Genomic DNA, 23,997 nt, shown 5'->3' with positions numbered 1-23,997 from the left:
AACATAAATAGATTTAGTTTTGGCATGAAATTATCTGAAAAAGGTACATCGTGCAAAGCGTTTGTAATTCTGATACTTTCTACTTTCTACTTTTTACTTTTTACTAGCAAGTCTTTCAGTCAAGTTACAACAGAGGTTGATACCACAAAAATTAGAATAGGAGAGCAAATCAACTATAAAATAAAAGTTGAAGCAGATTCTACAGCATTAGTTGTTTTCCCTGAAGGACAAACATTTTCACCGCTTGAGGCTGTTGAGGCTTTAGAAATTGATACCACTAAGAAAGATTCAAAATTCAAACTATCAAGAATTTACAAGCTTACACATTTCGATTCTGGATCGTATACCATACCAAGACAAAAAATAATTATTGGCGACAAGCCATTCTACACAGATTCGCTTCGGGTAGATGTTGGTACTGTTGAGGTAGATACAACAAAACAGAAGTTATACGATATTAAGCCTATTATAGAAGTAGAAAAAAGCAGTAGTAATTGGTGGATATGGCTATTAGTCGGTATTGTAGCCTTAGTAGTAATTGGCTTTTTGTTATGGTGGTTTGTTTGGAGAGAAAAACCGCTAACAGAAGAAGAGGAAATTGCCTTGTTACCACCTTATGACAGAGCAAAATTAGCTTTAAAAAAATTAGATAATAGCCAATATTTAATACGCTCAGAAGTCAAAGAATATTATTCTGAACTGACCATGATTATCAGAAAATATTTAGACGAAAAAGTATACGAGCGCTCTTTAGAAAGTACAACAGATGAGCTGATAAATAGGCTTCAGCTTTTAAAAGAAGGTAACCAGTTTTCATTTACAAAAGACACACTTCATAATCTCGAAACCATTTTAAAACGTGCCGATTTAGTAAAGTTTGCGAAGTCAGCTCCAGATACAGCGCTTATCGAAATGGATAGAGCAACTATAGAAAAAGAGATAGAAAGTGTTAAAGCCGTTTTGCCAGAGCCTACGGAAGAAGAGAAGTTGTTAGATGAACAATACAAAGAAGCTCAAGAGCGCAAAAAGAAGCGCACTAAGATAATGATTACAGCTGCAAGTATCGTTTTATTGCTTATTGCTACGTATGTTGGTTTTGGTTTAAAATTTGGTTTTAAATACGTAAACGATACTATTTTGGGTGATGAAAGCAAAGAGCTTTTAGAAGGAGAGTGGGTAAAAAGTGTTTATGGATATCCACCAGTATACATAGAAACACCAGAGGTTTTAAAACGTGTTCAAGATACGCTTTCAGACAAATCAAAAGATAAGATTGTACAACGTGTGTTTGTGTATGATGAGGCAGAGCATCTGGATATTAAAATTATTACAATTGAAACAGAAAACGCTCAGCAAGAGCAAGCAGATGTTGAGAGAAAAGTAAAGCAATCTATAGAGAAAATTATAAAAGATTGGGAGTCTGTAAATGTTCAGAATATAATAACCAAAGACGATCAGTTTATAACTCCAAATAACGCAGAAGGAAGTAAAACATATGGTACAGCAGATTTTCCGCTTCAGGATTCTGAAGAAACTTTTGAAGGTGAATACGCAATATTCAGTTTTGCAACCAAAGAAGGAATGATTGCACATATAACTTTAGTTTGGTCTAAAGAGGATAGTTATGCTGTAGAAATTTCAGAAAGGATTATAAAATCTATAGAGATGAAGTCAGACGAACAAGCTAATGCAGAACAAGAATCACAGAATTAATGTTTGAGAATATAGAGTTTTTAAATAAAGAATTATTTTGGTTTCTATTGCTTCTACCAATAGCAATAGCTTGGTATGTGCTGAAGCATAATAAGCAATCTGCGGAGCTAAAAATATCGAGCTTAGAAGGCTTTAAAACCACATCGTCATTTTGGTCAAAATTCAAGCATGTATTATTTGCATTAAGAATATTAGCGTTAGCGCTGTTAATTACTGCACTAGCAAGACCAAGAACTGTAGACGTATCTACAAAAACCAAAACAACGAAGGGTATAGATATTGTTATGGCCATAGATGTGTCTGCTAGTATGCTGGCAAAAGATTTGCGTCCTAACCGTTTAGAAGCCTTAAAAGAAGTTGCAGCTGATTTTATAGATGGTCGTCCTAACGACAGAATAGGTTTAGTAGAGTATGCTGGTGAGGCTTATACCAAAACACCAATTACCACAGATAAGTCTATTGTACAACGCTCACTGAGAGATATAAAATACAATACCATTATAGAAGGAGGTACGGCTATTGGTATGGGATTAGCAACTTCTGTAAACAGATTAAAAGATAGTAGAGCAAAAAGTAAAGTAATTATTTTACTAACTGATGGTGTTAATAATTCGGGCTTTATAGACCCAAAAATAGCTAGTGAACTGGCTGTAGAATATGGTATTAAAGTATATACCATAGGTCTAGGAACTAATGGTATGGCATTGTCTCCACGTTCTATTAATCCTAACGGAACATTTAGATACAGTCGTCAGCAGGTTGAAATAGACGAAAAACTATTAGAAGAGATTGCAGATGCTACAGGAGGGCAATATTTTAGAGCAACTAATAACCAAAAGCTAGCAGAAATTTATAAAGAAATAAATAAGTTAGAGAAAACCGAAATAGAGGAAAAGAAGTACTATAACTATGACGAAAAGTACAGGCCACTTGTGCTTTTGGCAGGCTTACTTTTGTTGATAGAAATAATTTTAAGAAACACAATATTTAAAAGCTTTGTTTAGACTAGACGAAAAAATATGGTTTTGGACCTTACTGGCTATTCCAGTAATCATTCTGTTATTTGTTTTATTACAGATATGGAGACGTTCTGCTCAAAAGAAGTTTGCAGATAGTCATTTGCTCAATCGCTTAAGTCCTAACCAATCACTTTTTAAGAGAATACTAAAAGTTACAGTATTATGTTTAGCTTTTGCGTGCTTGTCTATAGCATTAGTAAATCCAAAAATAGGAACTAAGTTAGAAACAGTACGTAGCCAAGGAGTAGATGTTGTGTTTGCTGTAGATGTTTCAAAAAGTATGCTAGCCGAAGATATAGCGCCTAATCGACTAGAAAAATCAAAGCAATTGGTTACTCAGATCATCAACAGTTTGGCAAGTGATAGAGTAGGTATTATTGCTTATGCAGGAAAAGCATTTCCGCAGTTGCCGATAACTACAGATTATGCATCAGCAAAAATGTTTTTACAAAACATGAATACAGATATGCTGTCTTCTCAAGGAACAGCAATTCACGAAGCGATTCAACTGGCAAAAACATATTACGATGACGATGAGCAAACCAATCGAGTTTTAATAATTATTTCGGATGGAGAAGATCATGGTAGCGAAGCCATTGATATTGCAGAAGAAGCCAGTGAAGAAGGTATAAGAATTTTAACCGTTGGAGTTGGTGATCCCAAAGGTGGTCCAATACCAATTAAGCGAAATGGAGTTGTACTTAATTATAAAAAGGATAGCAACGGAGAAACGGTTATAACCAAGTTAGACGAAACCACTCTAAAAGAAATTGCAGAAGAAACAAACGGAGTTTACATAAACGGAAGCAACACAACCGAAGTTGTAGATACCATAAAGGATGTTTTGAATAAAATGGATAAAAAAGAATTTGAATCCAAGCAAATAGCAGACTTTAAAGATCAGTTTCAGTGGTTTTTGGGTATAGGTATCTTTTTACTATTTATTGAAATTTTCTTTTTAGAAAGAAAAACAGCCTGGTTAAAAAAATTGAATTTATTCAATGAGAATTTTTAAAATTTCTTTAACGGCATATCATGAGAGGGTTTGTTACTTTTAAAGTAGAATTATGAAGATGAAGAATTACATATTAACAATCTTAGTATTAATGAGTTTTTTTGGGTTTTCTCAAGACCAAAATAAAGACAAGTTAGAAAAAGAAAAGAAAGCTAATAATTTAGTTTATAAAGCTAATGAGTTGGCGCAAGAAGATGATTATATTCAGGCAGAAATGGAATATAGAAGAGCCATTTCTAACGCACCAAGCCAAGCCGTAGGTGCTTATAATCTTGCCACTACATACTACAAAAAAGGAAACTTTAACGAAGCATTATTCAGAACGCAAGAAGCTGCAAAAAAAGCTGAAACAAAAGACGAAAAACATAGAGCATACCATAACATAGGTAACCTCTTAATGAAAGAAGAGAAGTGTAAAGAAGCTATGGAAGCTTTTAAAAATGCTTTAAGAAATAATCCTTCAGATGAAGAAACCAGATATAATTTTGCTTTAGCAAAGGAATGTGCAGAACAGCAAAAAGACGGAGGAGGAGAAGACAACAAAAAGGACGAGAATAAAGAAGAAGAAAAGGATAAAGAAAAAGAAGAAAAGAAGCAAGACGAAAACAAAGACAATAAGGATAAAGAAGACGAAGGAGATAAAAACAAAAAAGACGGAGATAAAGAAGAGGACGATAAAGGAAAACCTCAAGACGATAAAAAAGATGATGGTAAAGGGGATAAAGAAAAAAAAGACCCTAACCAGAAATCAAAGCCAAAACCTGGCCAGATGTCTCCTCTGCAAATGAAGAATATTCTCGAAGCCATGCAAAATCAAGAACAAAAGGTTCAGCAAAAGATGAATGCAGAAAAGCAAAAAGGAGCTAAAGTTAGAACCGAAAAAGATTGGTAGTTTAGCTAATAGTTACTTATTATTGTTGCCCGTAAAATGAAAATCATCAAGAACATATCAATAATTTTATTCCTGCTTGTTGCAAACAATATGTTTGCTCAGGTAAAGTTTGAAGCCAAAGTCAGCAAACAAAAACTAGGTGTAAATGAGCGATTGCGTATTGATTTTGAGATGAATCAAGATGGAGACAATTTTGTACCACCTAATTTTGAGGATTTTACTGTTGTTGGTGGTCCAAATACATCCTTGATGAATTCTTACGCTAATGGTGTAAAGACGTATCAAAAAACCTACAGTTATTTTTTAGCACCTAAAAAGAAAGGTAAGTTTACCATAAAACAAGCCACTATAGAGATAGATGGTGAAGTTTATAAAACCTTTCCTGTAACAATTACAGTAACAGCTGCTGTAGACAAACCTAATGGGCAACCAGATGCTTCAGATATTGCATCAGACAAAATTCATTTAGTTGCAGAGGTATCAAATAGTAGTCCTTATTTAAACGAGCCAACAACTGTAGTTTATAAGCTTTATGTCTCTAGAGATGTTGGTATTAGTAGTAACTGGAGAGAAAAGCAGACACCTAGATATAACGATTTTTGGAGTCAGAATATAGAGATAAAAGGCCTTAATATTCAGAGAGGAGAGTATAAAGGTGAAGATTATCGCTATGTTGTTTTAAGAAAGACTGTTTTATATCCACAAAAAACAGGAAAATTAAAGTTAGAGCCTTTAGTTCTTGATGTTACAGTAGAAGTGCCAACAGGCAGAGCCAATATTTTTGGACAGCCGATAATGACACAAGTACCAAAAACAGTAACGGCAGGTAGTAGAACTATAGATGTAAAACCTTTGCCAGAGCAAGGAAAACCTTCAGACTTTAAAGGTGCTGTAGGAGATTTTAGTTTTAACGTTACAACTTCAAAAAATCAATTAAATGCTACAGAATCATTACAAGCAAAGATTGAAATTTCAGGAAGTGGAAATCTTAAGTTATTTGAGCTTCCTAAGTTAACCACGCCAAGCTCACTAGAAGTATATGAGCCAGAGCATAAAGAAAATGTGCGTACAGGCTTAGGTGGTATGCAAGGAAGCATTTCAGACACCTATACAATTGTACCACAATTTCGTGGCAAATATCCTGTGCCATCAATATCGTTTTCATACTTTGATTTAAAAACAGAGAGTTACAAACGTATAACCTCAGAGGAGATAATAATAGATGTAGTAGAAGGCCCAACGGCTGTTGTTAACAGCTCAGAAAATACTGATGAAAATAACACTAAGCAAACTGTAAAGCCAAGTTCTAACGCGTTTGCATTTATAAAAACGTCATCTAACTGGGAGTCTGTTTCTAGTGAAGGTTTTTTTAAATCAACCAGCTTTTGGTGTTTGTTATTATTACCATTTTTAGCAATTCCGTTAGCAATAGTAATACGAAGAGCAAAAGACAAGCGCGATGCAGATGTTGTAGGATCTCGAATAAGAAAAGCAGATCGTTTAGCTAAAAAATACCTAAGCGAAGCCAAGAAAAACTTAGGACAGAAAGAAGCTTTTTATGAGTCTTTAGAGAGAGCACTTCATAATTATTTAAAAGCGAAATTGAACATAGAAACCAGCGATTTTAACAAGGAAAAGATTGAAACTTTACTCACAAAGAAGCAAGTAGAGAGTACTGTTGTTTCAGATTTCATTTCAATTTTAGAGAGTTGCGAATTGGCAAGGTATACTCCAATAACCAACGTAACTATGCAGAATGATTATGATAAGGCAGCAAAAACAATTTCATTAATAGATAAACAAATTAGATAGATGAGAAAGCTTATCACAATATTACTTTGTTTTTTTAGCGTAATTGTTTCTTCGCAAAACGATAAACTTTTTAACGAAGCCAATGCGCTGTACAATGATGGTAAATATGCAGAAGCTATTGATAAATACGAGGCAATTTTAGATTCTGGTCAGCATTCGGCTGAGCTATATTTTAACTTAGGAAATGCTAACTACAAGCTAAATAATATAGCGCCAAGCGTATATTACTACGAAAAAGCATTATTGCTAAACCCAAACGACAAAGACATTAAAAACAACTTAGTAGGTTATGCTCAGAACATGACAATTGATGCTATAGATACAGTGCCTCAGGTTGGATTTGCTCGAATTATCAATAACATCGTTAATACATTTAGCAAAGATGTTTGGGCTATAATTGCAGTGGTGGGTGTTATTATTTTTGTGGTCTTATTTTTACTATATCATTTCTCTTACACAACCTCAAAGAAGAGAATTGCATTTGTAATAAGCTTAATAAGTCTGTTTTTAACGTGTTTTTCTACAGCTATGGCTTTTAAAAAGGAAAACTTGGATAGAAAGGATAATCCTGCCATAGTGTTTGTTAAAGAGTCTAAAGTAAAGTCAGAGGCAAACAAAACCTCAGAAGAAGTATTTAGGCTTCATGAAGGGACTAAGGTACAGGTTATAGAGACTTATGAAGATTGGAAAAAAATTCAACTTTCAGACAATTCTACAGGTTGGGTGCCTTCAAAAGACATAAAAATCCTTAAGACTTTTTAGAATTTCTTAACAAAATCATATATTGTGGGTGTTATATTTACTTATAGCACAAATTATGATTATAAAAAGAAGCATAGCACTTTGTTTTGTAATGTTGTTCGCATTAATGATATGTGCGCCAACCATTATAATATCCTGTGATGATTCTGCAGACATTTCAGCTTTTTTTGGAATGAATGAAGAAGAAGAGCAAGAGGATATTAAACTTCTTTTTGACCCATCTTATGAAGAATTAGAAAGCCTGTCTGTAGACAGCAATACAAAAGAATACATAGTTTATACAAGTAATGAGTACTACAAACCTCATTTAAATTTAATTTCTCCTCCTCCCGAGCGATGCCTTGCTTAATTGTTATCTAGCAATAGAGTTTTTAGAAAAAGGTTATAAAAATTAAATAAAAAAAGACTTAGACATCCCTCTAAGTATAAATAGTATATAATATGTTTAAATCATTAAAAAGTGACATACCTGCAAGTATTGTCGTTTTCTTCGTAGCACTCCCATTATGTTTAGGAATATCTGTAGCCTCTGGTGCAGAACCAATTACTGGTCTTATAGCTGGTATTGTTGGTGGTATTATTGTAGGTGCTGCATCAGGTTCAAAAATTGGTGTAAGTGGTCCTGCTGCTGGTCTGGCAGTAATAGTCGCAGCAGCAATAGCAAATCTTGGTTACGAAAACTTTTTGGTAGCTGTGGTTTTGGCTGGTGTTTTTCAAATAATTTTAGGTGTTTTTAAAGCCGGAATTATTGGTTATTACTTTCCATCTTCAGTAATAAAAGGAATGCTAACAGGTATAGGTATAGTTATTATTCTCAAAGAGATTCCGTATTTCTTCGGAATTGATAAAAACCCAGAAGGTGATTGGGCTTTTTTGCAAGTTGATGGAGAAAACACATTGTCTGAACTGTTAAAGGTAATCAACGCATTAATCAGTGGTAATTTTGATCATGGTGCAACAATAATTGCTGTTGTTTCTATGGGAATTTTGTTGTTATGGGGAAATGTTTTAAGCAAAAAAGGAAAGTTTTTTAATTTAGTACAAGGTCCTTTGGTAGCTGTATTAATAGGTATTGTGTATTATTTTTTAACAAAGGATACAGGCTTAGAGTTAAGTAAAGATCATCTTGTTTCTGTGCCAGTACCAGATAGTCTTGCAGGATTAAAAGACCTACTAACTTTTCCTAATTTTTCGGCATTAAGTAATCCAAAAATTTATATAACTGCTTTTACCATAGGGTTAGTAGCATCGTTAGAAACTTTATTGTGTGTTGAGGCAACAGATAAATTAGATCCAGAGAAGAATGTAACACCAACTAACAGAGAGCTTTTTGCTCAAGGTTCTGGAAATATTGTATCAGGATTAATTGGTGGATTGCCTGTAACTCAAGTTATCGTTAGAAGTTCTGCAAATATTCAATCTGGCGGTAAGAGTAAAGCGTCTGCGGTAATTCATGGTTTTTTATTGTTAATATCTATCATAACAATTCCAACAGTATTAAACCTTATTCCGTTGTCGGTACTTGCGGCTATTTTATTTATTGTAGGATACAAACTCGCAAAACCATCAACATTTAAGGCAATGTATAATTCTGGATGGATGCAATTTGTACCATTTATAGTTACAGTAATAGGTATAGTATTTATAGATTTGCTTTGGGGAATAGGATTAGGATTAGCAGTTGGTATTTTTGTAGTATTATACAAGAGCTATAAAAACTCTCACTTTCTACATAAGGAAGGAGAAGATGTAGACGATGGTAAAGTAAAAATGACCTTAGCAGAAGAGGTAACGTTCTTTAATAAAGGAGCAATTTTGAAAGAGTTAGATCGTCTTCCAGAAAATTCTACATTAGAATTAGACGTTACCAAAACTAAATTTTTAGATAATGATATTGTTGAAATTTTAGAAGATTTTTCAGTAAAAGCCAAAGAACGAAATATTAATATTAAATTGTTCTCAGAAAGAGGTATAGTTGAAAATCCTGAAAGTTTTATTGCCTTTTTTAAATTAGAAAAAAAGAAGTAAAGTTTTATTACATAAACAATTAAAATAATGCTTCACAATACAGAAGCCATAAAATAGAAAAAATGAAAGCACATACACGAGAAACTCAAGCTACAATGACGCCAGAGAAATCCCTTCAGTACCTTAAAGAAGGTAATGTAAGATTTCAGAAAAATCTCAAAGCTAACAGAAACTTATTAGAACAAGTAAATGATACTGCAGAAGGTCAGTTTCCTTTTGCAACAATTTTGAGTTGTATAGATTCTAGAGTATCTGCAGAATTAGTTTTTGATCAAGGTTTAGGGGATATTTTTAGCATAAGAATTGCTGGTAATTTTGTAAATCAAGACATCTTAGGAAGTATGGAATTTGCTTGTAAGCTGGCAGGTACAAAGCTTATCGTTGTACTAGGGCATACAAGTTGCGGAGCGGTAAAGGGCGCTTGCGATCATGCAAGGATGGGTAACTTAACCTCTCTTATAAATAAAATTGAACCTGCAGTATATGCAGTTGAAGAACCAACCGATAAATCTGAGCGTAACTCTTCTAATCTAGAATTTGTTGATGCCGTTTCTAAAAAGAATGTAGAAATGACCTTAGAGAACATTAGAAGTCAAAGTGTTATTTTAAGCGAAATGGAAAAGAGTGGAGAAATAAAAATTGTTGGTGGTATGTACGATATTAGTACAGGCGGAGTAGAATTTTATTCTTAATTTTCTATAACTAGTTATAAAATAAGAGCCACTTTTTAGTGGCTTTTTTTATACCTCTTCATCAGTTTCAGCAGAAGTTTCTTGTTCTGTTTCACTCTTTATAAGATTAGGAAAAATCATTGGAGCCAGAGATTTTACAGGCTCAAAAAGGGTACTTTCTTCTAAGTCTTCCTTTTCCATAAAAGGTAAAGTATTATTCAATTTGCTAAAAACGATAAGGAGAACACTTAGTATTAATCCTATTTTAAGAGCACCAAAAACACCACCCAAAAGTTTGTTTAAAAGGCCTAAAGCAGCAAAATCAGCAAGTTTTGTTAGTGCTTTTCCTGCCAAGCTAATTGTCAAAACAATAATTACAAAAGTTACAGCAAAGGCAACAATGTTAATGGTTTTTTCATTCCAGTCTACTTTAGATTCTAATATATCTGAAGCAAAATAACTAAAGTGAATAGCGCCATAAATCCCTAAAACAAGGGCGACTAACGAAGCAACTTCAACAAAAATACCTTTAAAAAGACCTCTTACAAATCCAAATAGCAGAAGAGCTGCCAAAACAATATCAATGATACTCATAATACTAGCGGTTTTAGCAAATATAAATTAACTTTGCCAATTCTATAACGCATAACAGGCGAGATAAATTATGGCAAGAGACGAACAGTTAAAAGAGCGTTGGGATTTAGTGGTAGAAAAGCTGTCTAAACAATTTGCAGATGGAGATACACTAGACTTAGATTCTATAATTTACCTTATAGGAGTACAAGAGCTAGGCCAAATACATAGAGATTATAAAAAGGATCATAAGTTAGATTTAATGCATATTGCAATTTGCAAACTTCTAGAGCCTTATGGTTTTTATGAATTTGATTATGTAGATGATGATGGTTGGCCACATTATAAAGTAAAAGAGCAGTTGCCTTTTCTTAAAGCAGGTGAACAAAGTGTATTGATGAAAGAAGCCATTGTCAACTATTTTGTTGAAATGGAGTATATCGATTGATATTTTTTAAATTTGCAGTCCTAAAATTGAATTACTGAGTTAAATTCAGCAAATTATGATAGATAAGTTAAAAGAATTGATAGCAGAAGCTGAGGCGTTTTCTGCACAATCTAAGGATGAAATAGAAGCATTCCGAATTAAATATTTAGGTTCTAAAGGACTGACTAGAAAATATTTTTCTGAAATAAGTAAGATTGCTGCTGAAAACAGAAAAGAATTCGGTCAAATAGTTAATAAACTTAAAGTAACTGCTGAAGACAAAGTCAATTCTTTAAAAGAGGCTATTGAAAGCCAAGAAGAGGATAAAGGAATTTATGGTGATTTGTCGCGTCCAGGAGAGCCTATTGCTTTAGGTGCTCGTCATCCTATTTCTATTGTAAAAAATCAAATCATCGATATATTCTCTCGTATAGGTTTTAATGTTAGTGAAGGTCCAGAGATTGAAGATGATTGGCACAACTTCACAGCATTAAACTTACCAGAATATCATCCAGCACGCGATATGCAGGATACGTTTTTTATTCAAACAGATCCTGATATCTTATTAAGAACACACACCAGTTCTGTGCAAGTGCGTTATATGGAAAATAATAAACCACCTATCAGAACTATTTCGCCAGGTAGAGTTTACCGTAACGAAGCTATTTCTGCACGTTCGCATTGTTTTTTCCACCAAGTAGAAGGTTTGTATATAGATAAAGATGTAAGCTTTGCTGACTTAAAGCAAACACTGCAATACTTCACAACAGAAATGTTCGGGAAATCAAAAATTCGTTTACGTCCATCGTATTTCCCGTTTACAGAGCCAAGTGCTGAGGTCGATGTGTATTGGGGACTTGAGACCGAAACCGATTATAAAATTACAAAAGGAACAGGTTGGTTAGAGATAATGGGTTGTGGTATGGTAGATCCTAATGTCTTAGAAAATTGTGGTATAGATTCTAAGGAATATTCTGGTTTTGCCTTTGGTATGGGAATAGATAGAATAGCAATGCTGCTCAATCAAATTAGTGATATTAGATTGCTAAGTGAAAACGATGTTCGTTTCTTAGAGCAGTTTAAAAGTGTGTTGTAATACTTAAAAACATAATAAACTAAAGCCGACAATTTTGTCGGTTTTTTTTATTTAACAACAGTTTAACTTCTGTTAGTTCGGTTTTTTCCGAACCAATCGTAAATTTGCAAAATAATTTTTTGAATTGATGGAAGATAAATTACAAAGCCAAAAAGGAAGATTGGTAGAAAAACTGGGTGTTCATTTTGAGAATAAAGATGGTTTAGCTCCTGTTGCAGCAAGGATACTGTCTTATGTTATCCTTACCGGAAAAAAAGGAGTGACCTTTGAAGATTTGGTTTTAAACCTATGTGCAAGTAAGAGCACTATTTCAACCCATCTTAATCACTTACAAGATTTAAAGAAGATTCAATACTTCACTAAAACAGGTGATCGAAAAAAATATTTCATAATTAATCATGACACCATGGTGCAAGGTATCAATGAGATGTTAAACGAATGGCAAGAACAAAAAGAACTGCATATAGAAATTAAAGACTACAAAATTAGAGTTAACGAACTATTAGAAGAAGAAGAAAAATTCAATTTAAACTTTCATACCATTTATACCGATTATTTGGATGAAGCCATACAATCCATAACAGTTTTAAGAGACAAAATAGAAGAAACCTACAAAGAAAAACCATTTTAAAAAAGACCAATGAAAATTAAGAATTTATACATAACCGCTTTAAGTTTTATCGTCTTTGCTAGTTGTAAAGATGCAGAACAAACACCACAAAATGCTAATGCTCCGGCACCGAGCTTTCCTGTGGCTCAGTTAGAACAAAAAACAGTTACTGGCTTTACAGAGTATCCTGCAAGTATAGAAGGAATTGTAAATAGTGACGTAAGAGCAAAAACATCTGGCTATATTCAAAGTGTTTTGGTCGATGAAGGCGAAAAAGTACGAAAAGGACAGCCGTTATTTAGACTAGAAACACAATCATTATCTCAAGATGCTAATGCAGCAAAAGCTAGTGTTAATGCAGCACAAGTAGAGGTAGATAAGCTTATTCCTTTAGTTAAAAAAAATATTATAAGCGAAGTACAATTAGAAACTGCTAAAGCTAATTTAGAACAAGCTAAAGCAGCATATAATAGTGTTAATGCCAATATAGGTTACGCTACCGTAAAAAGTCCGGTGGATGGATACGTTGGTGCTATTAACTTAAGAGAGGGTTCGTTAGTTAGTCCTAGTGATACAACACCTTTAACAACAGTTAGCGAAATAAGCAAGGTGTATGCTTTTTTTACACTTAATGAAGCGCAGTACATCAACCACGTTCAAAAATCTGAAGGAAAGACTAAAGAAGAGCGTATTAAGAATTCTCCAGATGTAAGTTTGGTATTGGCCAATGGTGAAGTTTACTCAGAGAAAGGAAGAATACAAACCAGTACAGGACAAATAAATCAAAATACAGGAACCATAAAAATTAGAGCAATGTTCAATAACCCAAATGAACTTCTAACAAATGGTAATAGTGGAAATATTAGAATTCCTAATGTATACGAAAATGCTATAGTAGTACCACAGTCTGCAACTTTTGAACAGCAAAAAGACATTATGATTTACAAACTAGACGAAAATAATAATGCCGTTGCTACTTTAATAAAAGTATCAGATGCATTAGACAATCTATATGTGGTAGAGTCTGGTCTTAAAGTAGGAGATAAAATTATTGTGTCTGGTGTTAGTAAGCTTAGGAACAATACACCAATTACTCCAAATGAGGTTTCGTTCGATAGTATTACGCAACCTATCAAAGCATTATTTAAGTAAAACATCCCAAGCCAAAAAGCATGTTAAAGACATTTATAGAAAGACCTGTTTTATCAACAGTTATTTCAATCATTATAGTAATACTAGGTGCTCTAGGACTTACCTCCTTACCTATAGAACAATATCCAGATATTGCACCTCCAACAATTAATGTAACGGCAAATTACACAGGTGCCAGTGCAGAAACCATTATGGAGAGTGTTATTATTCCTATTGAAGAGCAAATTAACGGAGTAGAAGGAATGACCTACATTACTTCTACAGCGTCAAATAGTGGTACAGCACAAATTACAGTGTATTTTGATCAGGAAACAGACCCAGACATTGCTGCGGTTAACGTTCAAAACCGTGTGGCAAGAGCAAATCCATTATTGCCGCAAGAGGTAACACAATCTGGTGTAATTACGCAAAAGCAGCAAACTTCGGCATTAATGTTTATGTCATTTTATACCGAAAACCCAGAATACGATGCAACGTTTCTTCAGAACTATTTAAAGATTAACGTTATTCCATCCATTCAGCGTGTTAATGGTGTTGGTAACGTTAATGTATTTTCTTCGCAAGATTATGCAATGCGTATTTGGTTAAAGCCAGAAAAATTAGCAGCTTACGGATTAAACCCTACAGATGTTACAGCAGCTTTACAAGAGCAAAGTTTAGAGGCTGCAGCAGGTTCTTTGGGAGAAAATAATGGAGAATCATTTTCTTATACCATAACCTATGGAGGTCGTTTTAAAACAGAACAACAGTATAGTGATGTTATTATTAAAGCGTTAGACAATGGTGAATATTTAAGACTAAAAGATGTTGCAGATATAGAATTAGATGCACAGTCGTATGCTTCTAGCGGAACAACCAATGGATATCCAAGTGTTAATATGGGTATTTTTCAAACTGCAGGTTCTAATGCACAGGAAATTATTGAAACTATTAAGTCTGAATTAAGTAGGCTTGAAAAGGATTTCCCAGAAGGTATTAAAGTTATCATTCCGTTTGATACTAACGAATTCTTAACGGCTTCAATAGATAAGGTAATTCACACGCTTATTGAAGCTTTTATACTAGTATTTATTGTAGTATTTATCTTTTTACAAGATTTTAGGTCTACCTTAATTCCTGCAATTGCGGTTCCAGTAGCCATTATTGGTACATTCTTCTTTTTGAATGTCTTTGGATATTCCATCAACCTCTTAACGCTTTTTGCACTGGTATTGGCCATTGGTATTGTGGTAGATGATGCTATTGTAGTTGTAGAGGCAGTCCATGCCAAAATAGATGAAGGAGAAAAGGATCCTAAAAAGGCAACTTTTGATGCAATGCACGAAATCTCTGGTGCTATTATTTCTATAACACTTGTAATGGCTGCGGTATTTGTTCCTGTAACTTTTGTTCAAGGACCAACAGGTGTATTCTATGAGCAGTTTGGTGTTACACTTATTGTTGCTATATTAATTTCAGCATTAAACGCATTAACCTTGAGTCCTGCATTGTGTGCCTTGTTCTTAAAATCACATGATGATGAACACAAAAACAAGAGTTTTTTACAACGTTTTTACGATGCCTTCAACAGAGGATTTAATGCCACGACAGAGCGCTACGGTAAATCTTTAAAGTTCCTTTATAAAAACAAAGCGATAACATTCATTATTTTGGTTTTATCTGGTGTTGGAATTTGGTGGTCAGCAACTACAACACCTACAGGTTTTGTACCAGATGAAGATAGAGGAGTTTTATTTATAGATGTGCAGTTAGCACCTGGAGCTTCAATGGACAGAACCAAAGAAATTACGGATTATGTTTATAAAAATGCGTCTCAAATACCAGGTATAGAAGGTATAACTGTAGTAAATGGTAGAAGTTTAATTAATGGTTCGGGTAGTAATTATGGTTTTGGATTTATAAAACTAAAAGATTGGAGTGAGCGTACTGCAGACGATCAAAGTTTACAAGCTATTACAGGAAAATTATTTGGTATGGCTGCCGGAATCTCAGATGCAAGAGTACTCTTCTTTGCACCACCAAGTATTCCTGGTTTTGGTTTATCATCAGGATTTGAAGTTAATCTTTTAGATAAATCTGGTGGTGATGCAGAAGAACTTAGTGCAGCAACCAATGAGTTTATAGGTAGCTTAATGCAGCATCCAGAAATTCAATACGGACAAACAGGTTTTAATACCAATTATCCGCAATATGAGTTGGACATCAATGTTGCTGTTGCCAAAAAACTTGGAGTTTCGGTAAGTAGTATTTTCTCAACATTACAAGGCTATATAGGTGGAATATACGCTGCTGACTTTGCCAGATTTGGTAAACAATATCGTGTATATGTACAATCGTTACCAGAAGACAGAACCGATGAAAATTCGTTAAACAGTCTTTATATAAGAACTGGTAGCGGAGAGATGGCACCAATTACAGAGTTTGTGTCGCTAAATCGTGTATATGGTCCACAAACGGTTACAAGATTTAACCTTTATAATTCTGCTAAAATTTCGGGTGCTTCAAATCCAGGATTTAGTTCTGGTGATGCTATTGCTATTGTAAATGCTGAAGCGGCAAAATTACCATCTAAGTATGAAGTGGCTTATTCAGGTTTATCTCGTGAAGAGGTAAATGCAGGTAATCAAACAACAACCATTTTCATTCTTTGTGTGGTGTTTGTATTCTTTCTGTTAGCAGCACAATACGAAAGTTACTTACTGCCCTTGGCTGTATTACTGTCGCTTCCTGTTGGTATTTTTGGAGCCTTTATTTCAACCAAATTAATGGGTCTTCAGAATAATATCTATTTCCAGATTGCATTGGTAATGTTGGTAGGGTTATTAGCTAAAAACGCCATTCTTATTGTAGAATTTGCACTACAAAGAAGACGAAATGGAGAGAATTTAGTTGAAGCTGCCATTCACGGAGCAAAAGCGCGTCTAAGACCTATTTTAATGACATCCTTTGCCTTTATTCTTGGATTAATGCCATTGGTATTAGCAACAGGAGTTGGTTCTGAAGGAAACAGGTCTATTGGTACAGGTGCAGCTGGTGGAATGCTTATAGGTACCATTTTGGGAGTATTCATTATTCCTATTCTTTTCATCTTGTTCCAGTGGTTACAAGAAAAAGTATCAAAAAAACCAATTGTTGAAACTAAAGAAAGTTAACAAATGACATTTATTAAAAATTCATACCTACATAAAAATCTAGTTGTTGTTCTTTTGGCAGTAACTGTACAAAGCTGTTTTGTAGCCAAGGATTATACAAGACCACAGCTAGAGGAAACAGAAAATTTATACAGAACCGATAATCTGCCTACAGACAGTTTATCAATGGCTGAGGTTTCTTGGTCAGAGATGTTCTCAGATACGTATTTGCAACAATACATTAATGAAGGACTTCAAAATAACTTAGATATCAGAACAGCCATTCAGCAGATTGCCATTGCAAATGCTTACCTAAAACAAGGTAAAGCAGGTTATTTGCCTACCTTAAGTGCTACTGCGCAAGTAACACACCAAGAGCTGTCGCAAAACAGTCAGTTTGGATCTTTGTTTTCATCTTTAGACCAATACGAACTTTCAGAAAGTCTTTCTTGGGAAGCCGATATTTGGGGAAAAATTAGAAGCAATAAAAGAGCAGGCGAAGCTACGTATTTACAGAGCGTAGCAGCGCATCAGGCTGTAAAAACCCAATTGGTATCTAGTATTGCTACTACCTATTACCAGTTATTGGCTTTAGACTCACAATTAGAAGTTACTCAAAAAACAGTAGATGCTTGGGAAAGTAGCGTTACTACCATAAAAGCATTAAAAGATGCTGGCCAGGTAACACAAGTGGCTGTTGACCAAAATATAGCTCAGTTTAATAATGCAAAAGCGTTATTAGTAGATATCGAAGTTGCAATTTTTAAAGCAGAAAACACTTTAAATTTTCTATTAGGAAGACCATCCCAAGTAGTTGAGCGTGGTAGTTTAGAAAATCAAGATTTAAATTCTGATATTAAAATTGGTGTACCTGCAACGTTGTTGAGCAACAGACCAGATGTTATAGCTTCAGAATATGGATTAATCAATGCTTTTGAATTAACCAATGTAGCTCGAAGCAATTTCTATCCGTCGTTAACACTTACTGCAAATGGAGGTTTTCAAAGTTTGCAATTAGATGAGTTGTTAAGTAGCAAATCGTTATTTGCAACTTTAGTTGGTGGATTAACACAGCCTATTTTTAACAAAAGACAAATAAAAACACAAAACGAGGTTGCTATAGCACAGCAAGAACAAGCGTTATTAGATTTTAAAAAGACCTTACTCACAGCAGGAAACGAAGTGTCTAACGCATTGTATGATTACAACGCGGTTACTAAAAAGTTTGAATACAGACAAAACGAAGTCGAAGCACTAAGAAATGCCGAAACCAATTCTGACGAGCTTCTAAAAAACGGTTATGCAACATACTTAGACCTTTTAACAGCCAGACAAAGCGCTTTGAGTGCTGAGCTTAATTTAATAGATAATAAACTACAGCAAATGCTAAGTGTTGTTAATCTTTACGAGGCATTAGGAGGTGGTTGGAGATAACTTTTTTTAAATTATGAAAAGAAATAACACCTATAACCTAAAAGTAGAAGAGGTTACACTAAAAGATGAGACCTTAAAACCAAGTAAAAGTCTAGAATTTCAGTTTGAAAATCACGATAATGTATTTGATATTTTAGACGCTATTGAAAACAAAAATTTGTTTAACGATAGCAACCAGGACAAAGAGTTTGCCATTGGTCTTAAGCTTTTTAGTGAGGTGTTAATTAAAAACAGAAAGCACGAAATTTTTAAAGAGTTTTCACCTCATTTTAAAATGTTTATGCAAAAGCTAAAAGCGTATTAACCCTTAATTTTTTTATGACCAATAAATGCGACTTAATAAAATGCTCAATTGCTAACTTTACAAAGTTTGGTAGCAAACGCTATACTTTAGATGAGTTGGCAAATACAATGGGAATTTCTAAAAAAACCATTTATAAGTATTTTAGAAGTAAGGAGCATTTGGTCATAGAAAGCGTGGCTTTTTTAATTGATGAGTTTCGAAAAGACTTAAACAATATCGTTCAGACGCACACCGAAGACCCAATTACGTGTATTATTCTAATCTATAAAAAGGGATTCGAAAACTTAAAACATTTTAAGCCATCTTTTATTTTTGGGTTGAAAAAATACTATCCCAAAGCCAATGAAATCTTTGATGATTTTAGGGACGAAATAGTAAATAAGGTAATTTATGGTCTGCTCGAAGATGGCAAAACCAAAGGCATTGTAAAACCAGAAGTTAATACAGAATTATTTTGTAGCCTTTACTTTAAACGATTTGAAGAAGTAGCCTTTAGAGACAATAACCTTATAGAAAAATTCAACAACCAAGAGTTGCTAAATCATTTTGTGGTGTATAATCTAAAAGGGATTACGGTTAATGATTATACCAATGCTTATTTCGGATAGTTTAGTATTTTTACCGCATGAAAAAAGACATTGAAATTCCAGAGGTAAAAGACGTTTATGTTGCTGTTGTGCAAGAAGAACATTTAGAATACAAAACCCAAGATTGGAATGCCTATATCATCAATAACAGTGATATAGATTTAGATACTGTACTCATCGTTTCTCAAGGTTATAACGATAAAAAAATGACGCCTCCAATGCGTCATACCTTAGCAAAACTACCAGCACGTAGCTATGCAAAGATTGAGTACTTACAAGAAAAAGTTTTAGAGCTCAATAATTCTTTTAAAGTTTCGTATTTTGAGGGCAATCAAATGTTTGATAAAACGTATCTGTTTAGAAAAAATACCATAAACGCAAAGGCATTACAGACAGTACCTTTAATGCAGTTGAAGGGTGTGTTGGTTAAATAAGCCAATTATGGATGATTTAAAAGAGGAAATTAAAGAGTTATCAAAAGACTCAATTCTTTCAAAAGAATATAGAAACAAAAAATTGATTACGTACCTTATCAGGACAATCATTTCTGCTGTAATTATTTATTTTCTTTGGGATTATGATTGGATTAAATGGGTACTCTATATTTACATACCACTCAACCTAATTTCGCTACTCTCAATTTTTGGTTGGAATTTTCTTCTGAACAAACGCTTGGCAAAAACAAATCAAAAACTAGATATGCTAATTGAGTCTGGTGATGAAGAAGAATAAGATTTAATCTAACTTCTCAGTCAATTTCTGAAATACCTTTTTAGGGTTTTTATTCTCATAAAGCACTTCGTAAACAGCATTTATAATAGGTAAACGTGTTTTCTTTTTATTCTTTTTGTTGAGTTCAAAAGCACTTTTAGTAGCATAATAACCTTCAGCAACCATATTCATTTCCATCTGTGCAGATTTTACGGTATAACCTTTGCCAATCATATTACCAAACATTCTGTTTCTTGAGAAAACAGAATAACCAGTTACTAGCAAATCACCCAAATATGCAGAGTTATTAATGTTACGTTTCATCTTATGCATTTTCTTAATAAAACGTTTCATTTCACGTATAGAATTACTCATCAAAACACTTTGGAAGTTATCTCCATAGCCTAGTCCGTGAGCAATGCCAGCAGCAATGGCGTAAATATTTTTCAGCATTACAGCATATTCTACACCAATAATATCGTCGCTGATTTTGGTTTTTATATAATCGCTAGATAGATTTTTGGCAATAGCTTTTGCTTTATCGGCATCAGCACAAGAAATTGTAAGATAAGATAAACGCTCTAGGGCAACTTCTTCAGCGTGGCAAGGACCAGCAATTACAGCAATATTCTCGAAAGGAATATTATAAATATCATGAAAATGCTCACCAACCAACAATCCAGATTCTGGAATAATACCTTTTACAGCAGAGACTATAATTTTATCATTGATATCTGAAGTGAGTTTTTCTAACTCAGAGTGCATAAAAGCTGATGGAATTGCAAAAATGAGCACATCTGCCCATTCAGCAATTTCATTTATATCATTACTTAGTTTTAATTGCTCTGTGTGAAATTCTACAGAACTTAAATAACTAGGATTGTGCTGTTCTTTTAATATGTGTTCTTTGGTGTAAACGCTACGCATGTACCAGCCAACTTCATCTAAGTTTTCGCAAAGCATTTTTACAATGGCTGTTGCCCAACTTCCTGCACCAAATACAGCATATTTTTTAGATTCACTCATAGAATTTATGTCGATTTTGAGTTTCAAAAATACATAAAATATAACTGTTTTAAGACTTCAATCTGAGGTGTCATTTTGAATTTGGCACAGGTTTTGAAATTATAACAACAGTAACCCTAAAAACCGTTGAATTATGAAGACATTAAAATTACTTTTTGGATTTGCACTCAGTGCTACGCTCCTTACATCGTGTTATACGGAAGAGTTACATATTAATGATAACGGACCTGCAATTTCCTTAAATCAATTATTGCAGTCTTATGATTTGTGGTATGTGGATATTAATGCAACTCAAGGCTATGGCGAAACACCTTTTATGCAAATAGCATTTACCTTAACTTTTGATAATGGTCGTTTGTTTGCTAATAACAATTTGGTAGGTCTGGGCAGTCAAGGCAACGGTTTTGGAGTACAAATAGGAAACTATGATGCTTATAGCATGATATTAGATGTTAACCATATTATTGATGGATACGATAGTTTTGATGTGTACCAAATAGACCACAATACTATAGAATTGTATAACCCTTATAATGATACATCTTACTTTTTAGATGGTTATCAGAGATCTACGTTTGATTACGATTTTGTGTTCTACGATAACATTCATTATTTCTTACAAGAGTATGAAGCTTGGGAAAAAGTTTATACTAGTAACTACGGAGCAATAAATGAGTTTGATAATGAAAATTATTTGCAGTTTTTATCTGGTGGAAATGACTCTACATTTAGAAGTTCTCAAGATGTAAATGTCTATAATCCAGATAATATTTACTGGGATTACACAGGTGTGTATGGAGTGGGTAATGTATCAGGAAATATGTACCTAAAAACATTAACATTAGATTATGATTTCTTCGACAATGAATTCTTTGAACTTAGCGTTATTAATGATGGAACGATAGAGCTATATCATCCAAATTCTGGAACGGTATATGAGTTTGAAGGCAGAGGATACATAGCATATTACAGAAGTTCTGATACGCAAGGCAACATTGCAAAGAAAGAAGAAATGCCTAAAAAGCGTAAACAAAAAACACCTAAGGTTAATAACCCTAGAGAAAATTCTCGAAACTAAATTTTGGTTGGTTATTTAGTTTCAAAACGCTCAGATAAAGCGCTAGCTTTACTGAGCGTTTTTGTTTTTTAAATCGATTAGTCGTGTTATTGTTGTGCTATTTGCACCATATCTTCTAAAAGACCCATTGTACCTATCAATAAATTTGTCAAGTATTCTTTTGCTAATTTTATCAATATATAGAAAATTAAAAATGTCTGTTAGAATGTAATAAGGTGTTCTTAAAAAACCACTCCCAGACCACCAACCAGCAAAAAATGTAATTATAATGGCATTTAACTTTTCTTTCTTGCCACAATCCATACAAAGAATAAACTCTTTTCTTTTAATGCTTGCTGCAATTAGAAAAGATTTCACTGTATTGGTTTCAAAACCATAAAGCTTAGTTTCAGAATTACATCTTGGGCAACTTTGACTTTGGATATTCTTTAATAAAGTCTTTCGTTCTAAACCTTCATATGATTTAGCTTCAGTATTAACCCAATTAATTAAGTTAGGATTAAGATTACGTCTTGTAATTTCATCTTTAAGAATATGAAGTACTTCTTTCCTTAACCCTTTAGACTCATTTCTAGCAATATTCTCAATCTTTGAGTCTGAAAAACGTCTATAGTTTTCTTTTATTTCATTGAGACTGTACATTATAAATCTTTCAAAACCACTTCTAAAGCCTCATAATCATAAGGTTTTGCTATAATAGTTTTATCGCTACTTAGTAAAAAATAGGTTGGTGTAGCTGCAACACCATAAGTTTTTACAACAGGATTATCCCATTTGCCCAGGCCTACAGTATGCACAAAATTGGGATATTTTTTTATTTCTTCTGTCCACTTCGATGGCTCTTCTTCAAGACCAAAGGCAACGACCTTTATATTGTTTTTACTAGCTACTAATTCTTTAACCATAGGAAGTTCGTTAAGGCAATGACCACATGTACTACTCCAAAATACAAGTAAGTAGTATGTAGCACCTTTCAAATCATGTAGTCTGGTAGTGTTTTTTGATGAAGCAATTTCAAAATTTGGAGCTTTGGTGCCAATAGATGTGTTTTTATAAGACGTTATAGTCTCTGCCAATACTTTGTTGCCAGATGTGTTGGCTAAGTTTAGTAAGTATTTATCAGTAATGTAGTTGGCCAAATCATTATTTTCTGCGGTAACAAAACGTTGCCAAAGCATTTCTAAAAGATAGGTTTTTATCGCTAAATCCTTATTGTCTATTGCATTGTACACGTCGTCTATTAAGACTTTGTATGTGTTATTGTTAGGCTTTTCAACCAAGTTAAAAACATAAGACACCACACGATCTATTAAAAAAGTAGAACTCTGTAAGATGTAATTGCTAAAATCTATTTGAGAGAAATAGTGCTTTTTTACATTTTTAGAATAAGTATTATAATCTTCGTAGTTTGAAGGAATATATGGCCTATTAGCTGTTATAAATGCAGAAGCTAATCGTCCTGAAGCTAGTGATTCGTATGACGTTTGAGTATCTTTTAAAACTTTAAAAACAGCATTAAAACCTTTTTTATCTTTTCCGTCTTTTTGGTAGTAATTACTTATGGTTTGGTTAACCATATCCATACTTTTTAAGTAAGATGTCCAAAGTTTATTTTCTTCAGATTCGGTAAATTCCACACCATTTTCTTGACTAAACTTAAACACTACGGTTTCTTTTCCGTCATATATAAAATCGAAGTTATTTTCTTCAGGAGGTGTTGCGTATACTATTTTATAAATGCCAGGAGCAGCACTAGAATCTATTTTAATTTCAAATTGCCCTTCGGTATTTAGCTCACCATGGCTAACGTAGTTAGCGCCTTCTGGTGTTGCTTCGTATAAAAAAGCATATGTAAAATCTTCGGCAGGATAAAATGTGCCTTTAACGCTTTGCCCAAAAGCTATAAGCGGAAAAATAAATAGAAACGTAACTAGTTTTTTCATGTTTAAATTTTAA

Annotated in this window: 24 protein-coding genes; 20 read left to right on the top strand and 4 right to left on the bottom strand. The window is 33.6% G+C overall.

The annotated features are described in order from the left end of the window. Positions 1-24 precede the first annotated feature (24 nt). The 9 genes from P7122_RS09530 to P7122_RS09490 all read left to right on the top strand — a co-directional run bounded on the left by P7122_RS09530 (position 25) and on the right by P7122_RS09490 (position 9,933). Positions 25-1,713 (top strand): cytochrome c-type biogenesis protein, encoded by a 1,689-nt coding sequence (locus P7122_RS09530; RefSeq protein ID WP_278005557.1) that lies wholly within the window; start codon positions 25-27, stop codon positions 1,711-1,713. After that, on the top strand, positions 1,713-2,717 hold the full coding sequence (locus tag P7122_RS09525; protein WP_278005556.1) for a vWA domain-containing protein: 1,005 nt from the start codon (positions 1,713-1,715) through the stop codon (positions 2,715-2,717). The genes P7122_RS09530 and P7122_RS09525 overlap by 1 nt, the downstream gene beginning before the upstream one ends. Beyond that, positions 2,710-3,747, top strand: a complete 1,038-nt coding sequence (locus P7122_RS09520) for a vWA domain-containing protein (RefSeq protein WP_278005555.1) — start codon at positions 2,710-2,712, stop codon at positions 3,745-3,747. The genes P7122_RS09525 and P7122_RS09520 overlap by 8 nt, the downstream gene beginning before the upstream one ends. Positions 3,748-3,805: 58 nt before the next feature. Then, complete coding sequence (locus P7122_RS09515) at positions 3,806-4,639, top strand: tetratricopeptide repeat protein (RefSeq protein WP_278005554.1); 834 nt, start codon at positions 3,806-3,808, stop codon at positions 4,637-4,639. 36 nt (positions 4,640-4,675) lie between these two features. Beyond that, entirely contained in the window at positions 4,676-6,451 is a 1,776-nt protein-coding gene (locus tag P7122_RS09510; RefSeq protein ID WP_278005553.1) for a BatD family protein, read from the top strand. Next, positions 6,452-7,213 carry a tetratricopeptide repeat protein gene (locus tag P7122_RS09505; RefSeq protein ID WP_278005552.1) on the top strand — a complete coding sequence of 254 codons (762 nt, stop codon included), beginning with the start codon at positions 6,452-6,454 and terminating at the stop codon, positions 7,211-7,213. It begins immediately after the preceding gene. A gap of 55 nt (positions 7,214-7,268) precedes the next feature. Further along, a complete protein-coding gene (locus tag P7122_RS09500) occupies positions 7,269-7,562 on the top strand; it encodes a hypothetical protein (protein WP_278005551.1) in 294 nt (97 codons plus the stop codon). 92 nt (positions 7,563-7,654) lie between these two features. Further along, the gene (locus P7122_RS09495) at positions 7,655-9,241 is read left to right on the top strand and encodes a SulP family inorganic anion transporter (protein ID WP_278005550.1); all 1,587 of its coding nucleotides are present in this window, start codon (positions 7,655-7,657) and stop codon (positions 9,239-9,241) included. 62 nt (positions 9,242-9,303) lie between these two features. Further along, positions 9,304-9,933, top strand: coding sequence for a carbonic anhydrase family protein (locus P7122_RS09490; protein WP_278005549.1), 630 nt, complete (start codon positions 9,304-9,306; stop codon positions 9,931-9,933). A 48-nt stretch (positions 9,934-9,981) separates the two neighbouring features. On the opposite strand, the gene P7122_RS09485 is transcribed toward P7122_RS09490, so the two are convergent. Continuing rightward, complete coding sequence (locus tag P7122_RS09485) at positions 9,982-10,506, bottom strand: CvpA family protein (protein WP_278005548.1); 525 nt, start codon at positions 10,504-10,506, stop codon at positions 9,982-9,984. Positions 10,507-10,576: 70 nt separating this feature from the next. Here P7122_RS09485 and P7122_RS09480 point away from each other — a divergent pair, with 70 nt between their 5' ends. The 10 genes from P7122_RS09480 to P7122_RS09435 all read left to right on the top strand — a co-directional run bounded on the left by P7122_RS09480 (position 10,577) and on the right by P7122_RS09435 (position 19,958). Next, positions 10,577-10,933: a hypothetical protein gene (locus P7122_RS09480; RefSeq protein ID WP_278005547.1), complete on the top strand. Its 357-nt coding sequence runs from the start codon at positions 10,577-10,579 to the stop codon at positions 10,931-10,933. Positions 10,934-10,988: 55 nt separating this feature from the next. Further along, positions 10,989-12,008 (top strand): phenylalanine--tRNA ligase subunit alpha, encoded by a 1,020-nt coding sequence (pheS, locus tag P7122_RS09475; RefSeq protein WP_278005546.1) that lies wholly within the window; start codon positions 10,989-10,991, stop codon positions 12,006-12,008. A 127-nt stretch (positions 12,009-12,135) separates the two neighbouring features. Then, positions 12,136-12,639, top strand: coding sequence for a GbsR/MarR family transcriptional regulator (locus tag P7122_RS09470; protein ID WP_278005545.1), 504 nt, complete (start codon positions 12,136-12,138; stop codon positions 12,637-12,639). A 9-nt stretch (positions 12,640-12,648) separates the two neighbouring features. Beyond that, positions 12,649-13,770, top strand: coding sequence for an efflux RND transporter periplasmic adaptor subunit (locus P7122_RS09465; protein ID WP_278005544.1), 1,122 nt, complete (start codon positions 12,649-12,651; stop codon positions 13,768-13,770). Positions 13,771-13,790: 20 nt separating this feature from the next. Further along, positions 13,791-16,922: an efflux RND transporter permease subunit gene (locus tag P7122_RS09460; RefSeq protein ID WP_278005543.1), complete on the top strand. Its 3,132-nt coding sequence runs from the start codon at positions 13,791-13,793 to the stop codon at positions 16,920-16,922. Between the two features lie 3 nt (positions 16,923-16,925). Continuing rightward, positions 16,926-18,335 carry a TolC family protein gene (locus tag P7122_RS09455; protein ID WP_278005542.1) on the top strand — a complete coding sequence of 470 codons (1,410 nt, stop codon included), beginning with the start codon at positions 16,926-16,928 and terminating at the stop codon, positions 18,333-18,335. Positions 18,336-18,348: 13 nt separating this feature from the next. Then, the gene (locus P7122_RS09450) at positions 18,349-18,639 is read left to right on the top strand and encodes a DUF3861 domain-containing protein (protein ID WP_278005541.1); all 291 of its coding nucleotides are present in this window, start codon (positions 18,349-18,351) and stop codon (positions 18,637-18,639) included. 14 nt (positions 18,640-18,653) lie between these two features. After that, positions 18,654-19,247 carry a TetR/AcrR family transcriptional regulator gene (locus P7122_RS09445; protein WP_278005540.1) on the top strand — a complete coding sequence of 198 codons (594 nt, stop codon included), beginning with the start codon at positions 18,654-18,656 and terminating at the stop codon, positions 19,245-19,247. A 17-nt stretch (positions 19,248-19,264) separates the two neighbouring features. After that, positions 19,265-19,660 carry a hypothetical protein gene (locus P7122_RS09440; protein ID WP_278005539.1) on the top strand — a complete coding sequence of 132 codons (396 nt, stop codon included), beginning with the start codon at positions 19,265-19,267 and terminating at the stop codon, positions 19,658-19,660. A gap of 7 nt (positions 19,661-19,667) precedes the next feature. Further along, the gene (locus P7122_RS09435; RefSeq protein ID WP_278005538.1) at positions 19,668-19,958 is read left to right on the top strand and encodes a hypothetical protein; all 291 of its coding nucleotides are present in this window, start codon (positions 19,668-19,670) and stop codon (positions 19,956-19,958) included. A gap of 3 nt (positions 19,959-19,961) precedes the next feature. Here the strand turns inward: P7122_RS09435 and P7122_RS09430 are convergent, their stop codons facing one another. Continuing rightward, positions 19,962-20,963 (bottom strand): NAD(P)H-dependent glycerol-3-phosphate dehydrogenase, encoded by a 1,002-nt coding sequence (locus P7122_RS09430; RefSeq protein ID WP_278005537.1) that lies wholly within the window; start codon positions 20,961-20,963, stop codon positions 19,962-19,964. A 133-nt stretch (positions 20,964-21,096) separates the two neighbouring features. On the opposite strand from P7122_RS09430, the gene P7122_RS09425 reads away from it, so the two are divergent. After that, positions 21,097-22,041, top strand: a complete 945-nt coding sequence (locus P7122_RS09425) for a nicotinic acid mononucleotide adenyltransferase (protein WP_278005536.1) — start codon at positions 21,097-21,099, stop codon at positions 22,039-22,041. Positions 22,042-22,089: 48 nt separating this feature from the next. Here the strand turns inward: P7122_RS09425 and P7122_RS09420 are convergent, their stop codons facing one another. Next, positions 22,090-22,683, bottom strand: coding sequence for a hypothetical protein (locus tag P7122_RS09420; protein WP_278005535.1), 594 nt, complete (start codon positions 22,681-22,683; stop codon positions 22,090-22,092). Beyond that, positions 22,683-23,984 carry a TlpA family protein disulfide reductase gene (locus P7122_RS09415; RefSeq protein ID WP_278005534.1) on the bottom strand — a complete coding sequence of 434 codons (1,302 nt, stop codon included), beginning with the start codon at positions 23,982-23,984 and terminating at the stop codon, positions 22,683-22,685. Before P7122_RS09415 ends, P7122_RS09420 begins: the two co-directional genes overlap by 1 nt. Positions 23,985-23,997 lie beyond the last annotated feature (13 nt).

The sequence above is a fragment of the Winogradskyella marincola genome (assembly GCF_029624125.1).
Classification (GTDB): domain Bacteria; phylum Bacteroidota; class Bacteroidia; order Flavobacteriales; family Flavobacteriaceae; genus Winogradskyella; species Winogradskyella marincola.
The sequence above is the reverse complement of the archived record's forward strand: the minus strand, read 5'-3'. Positions and strand labels throughout refer to the sequence as shown.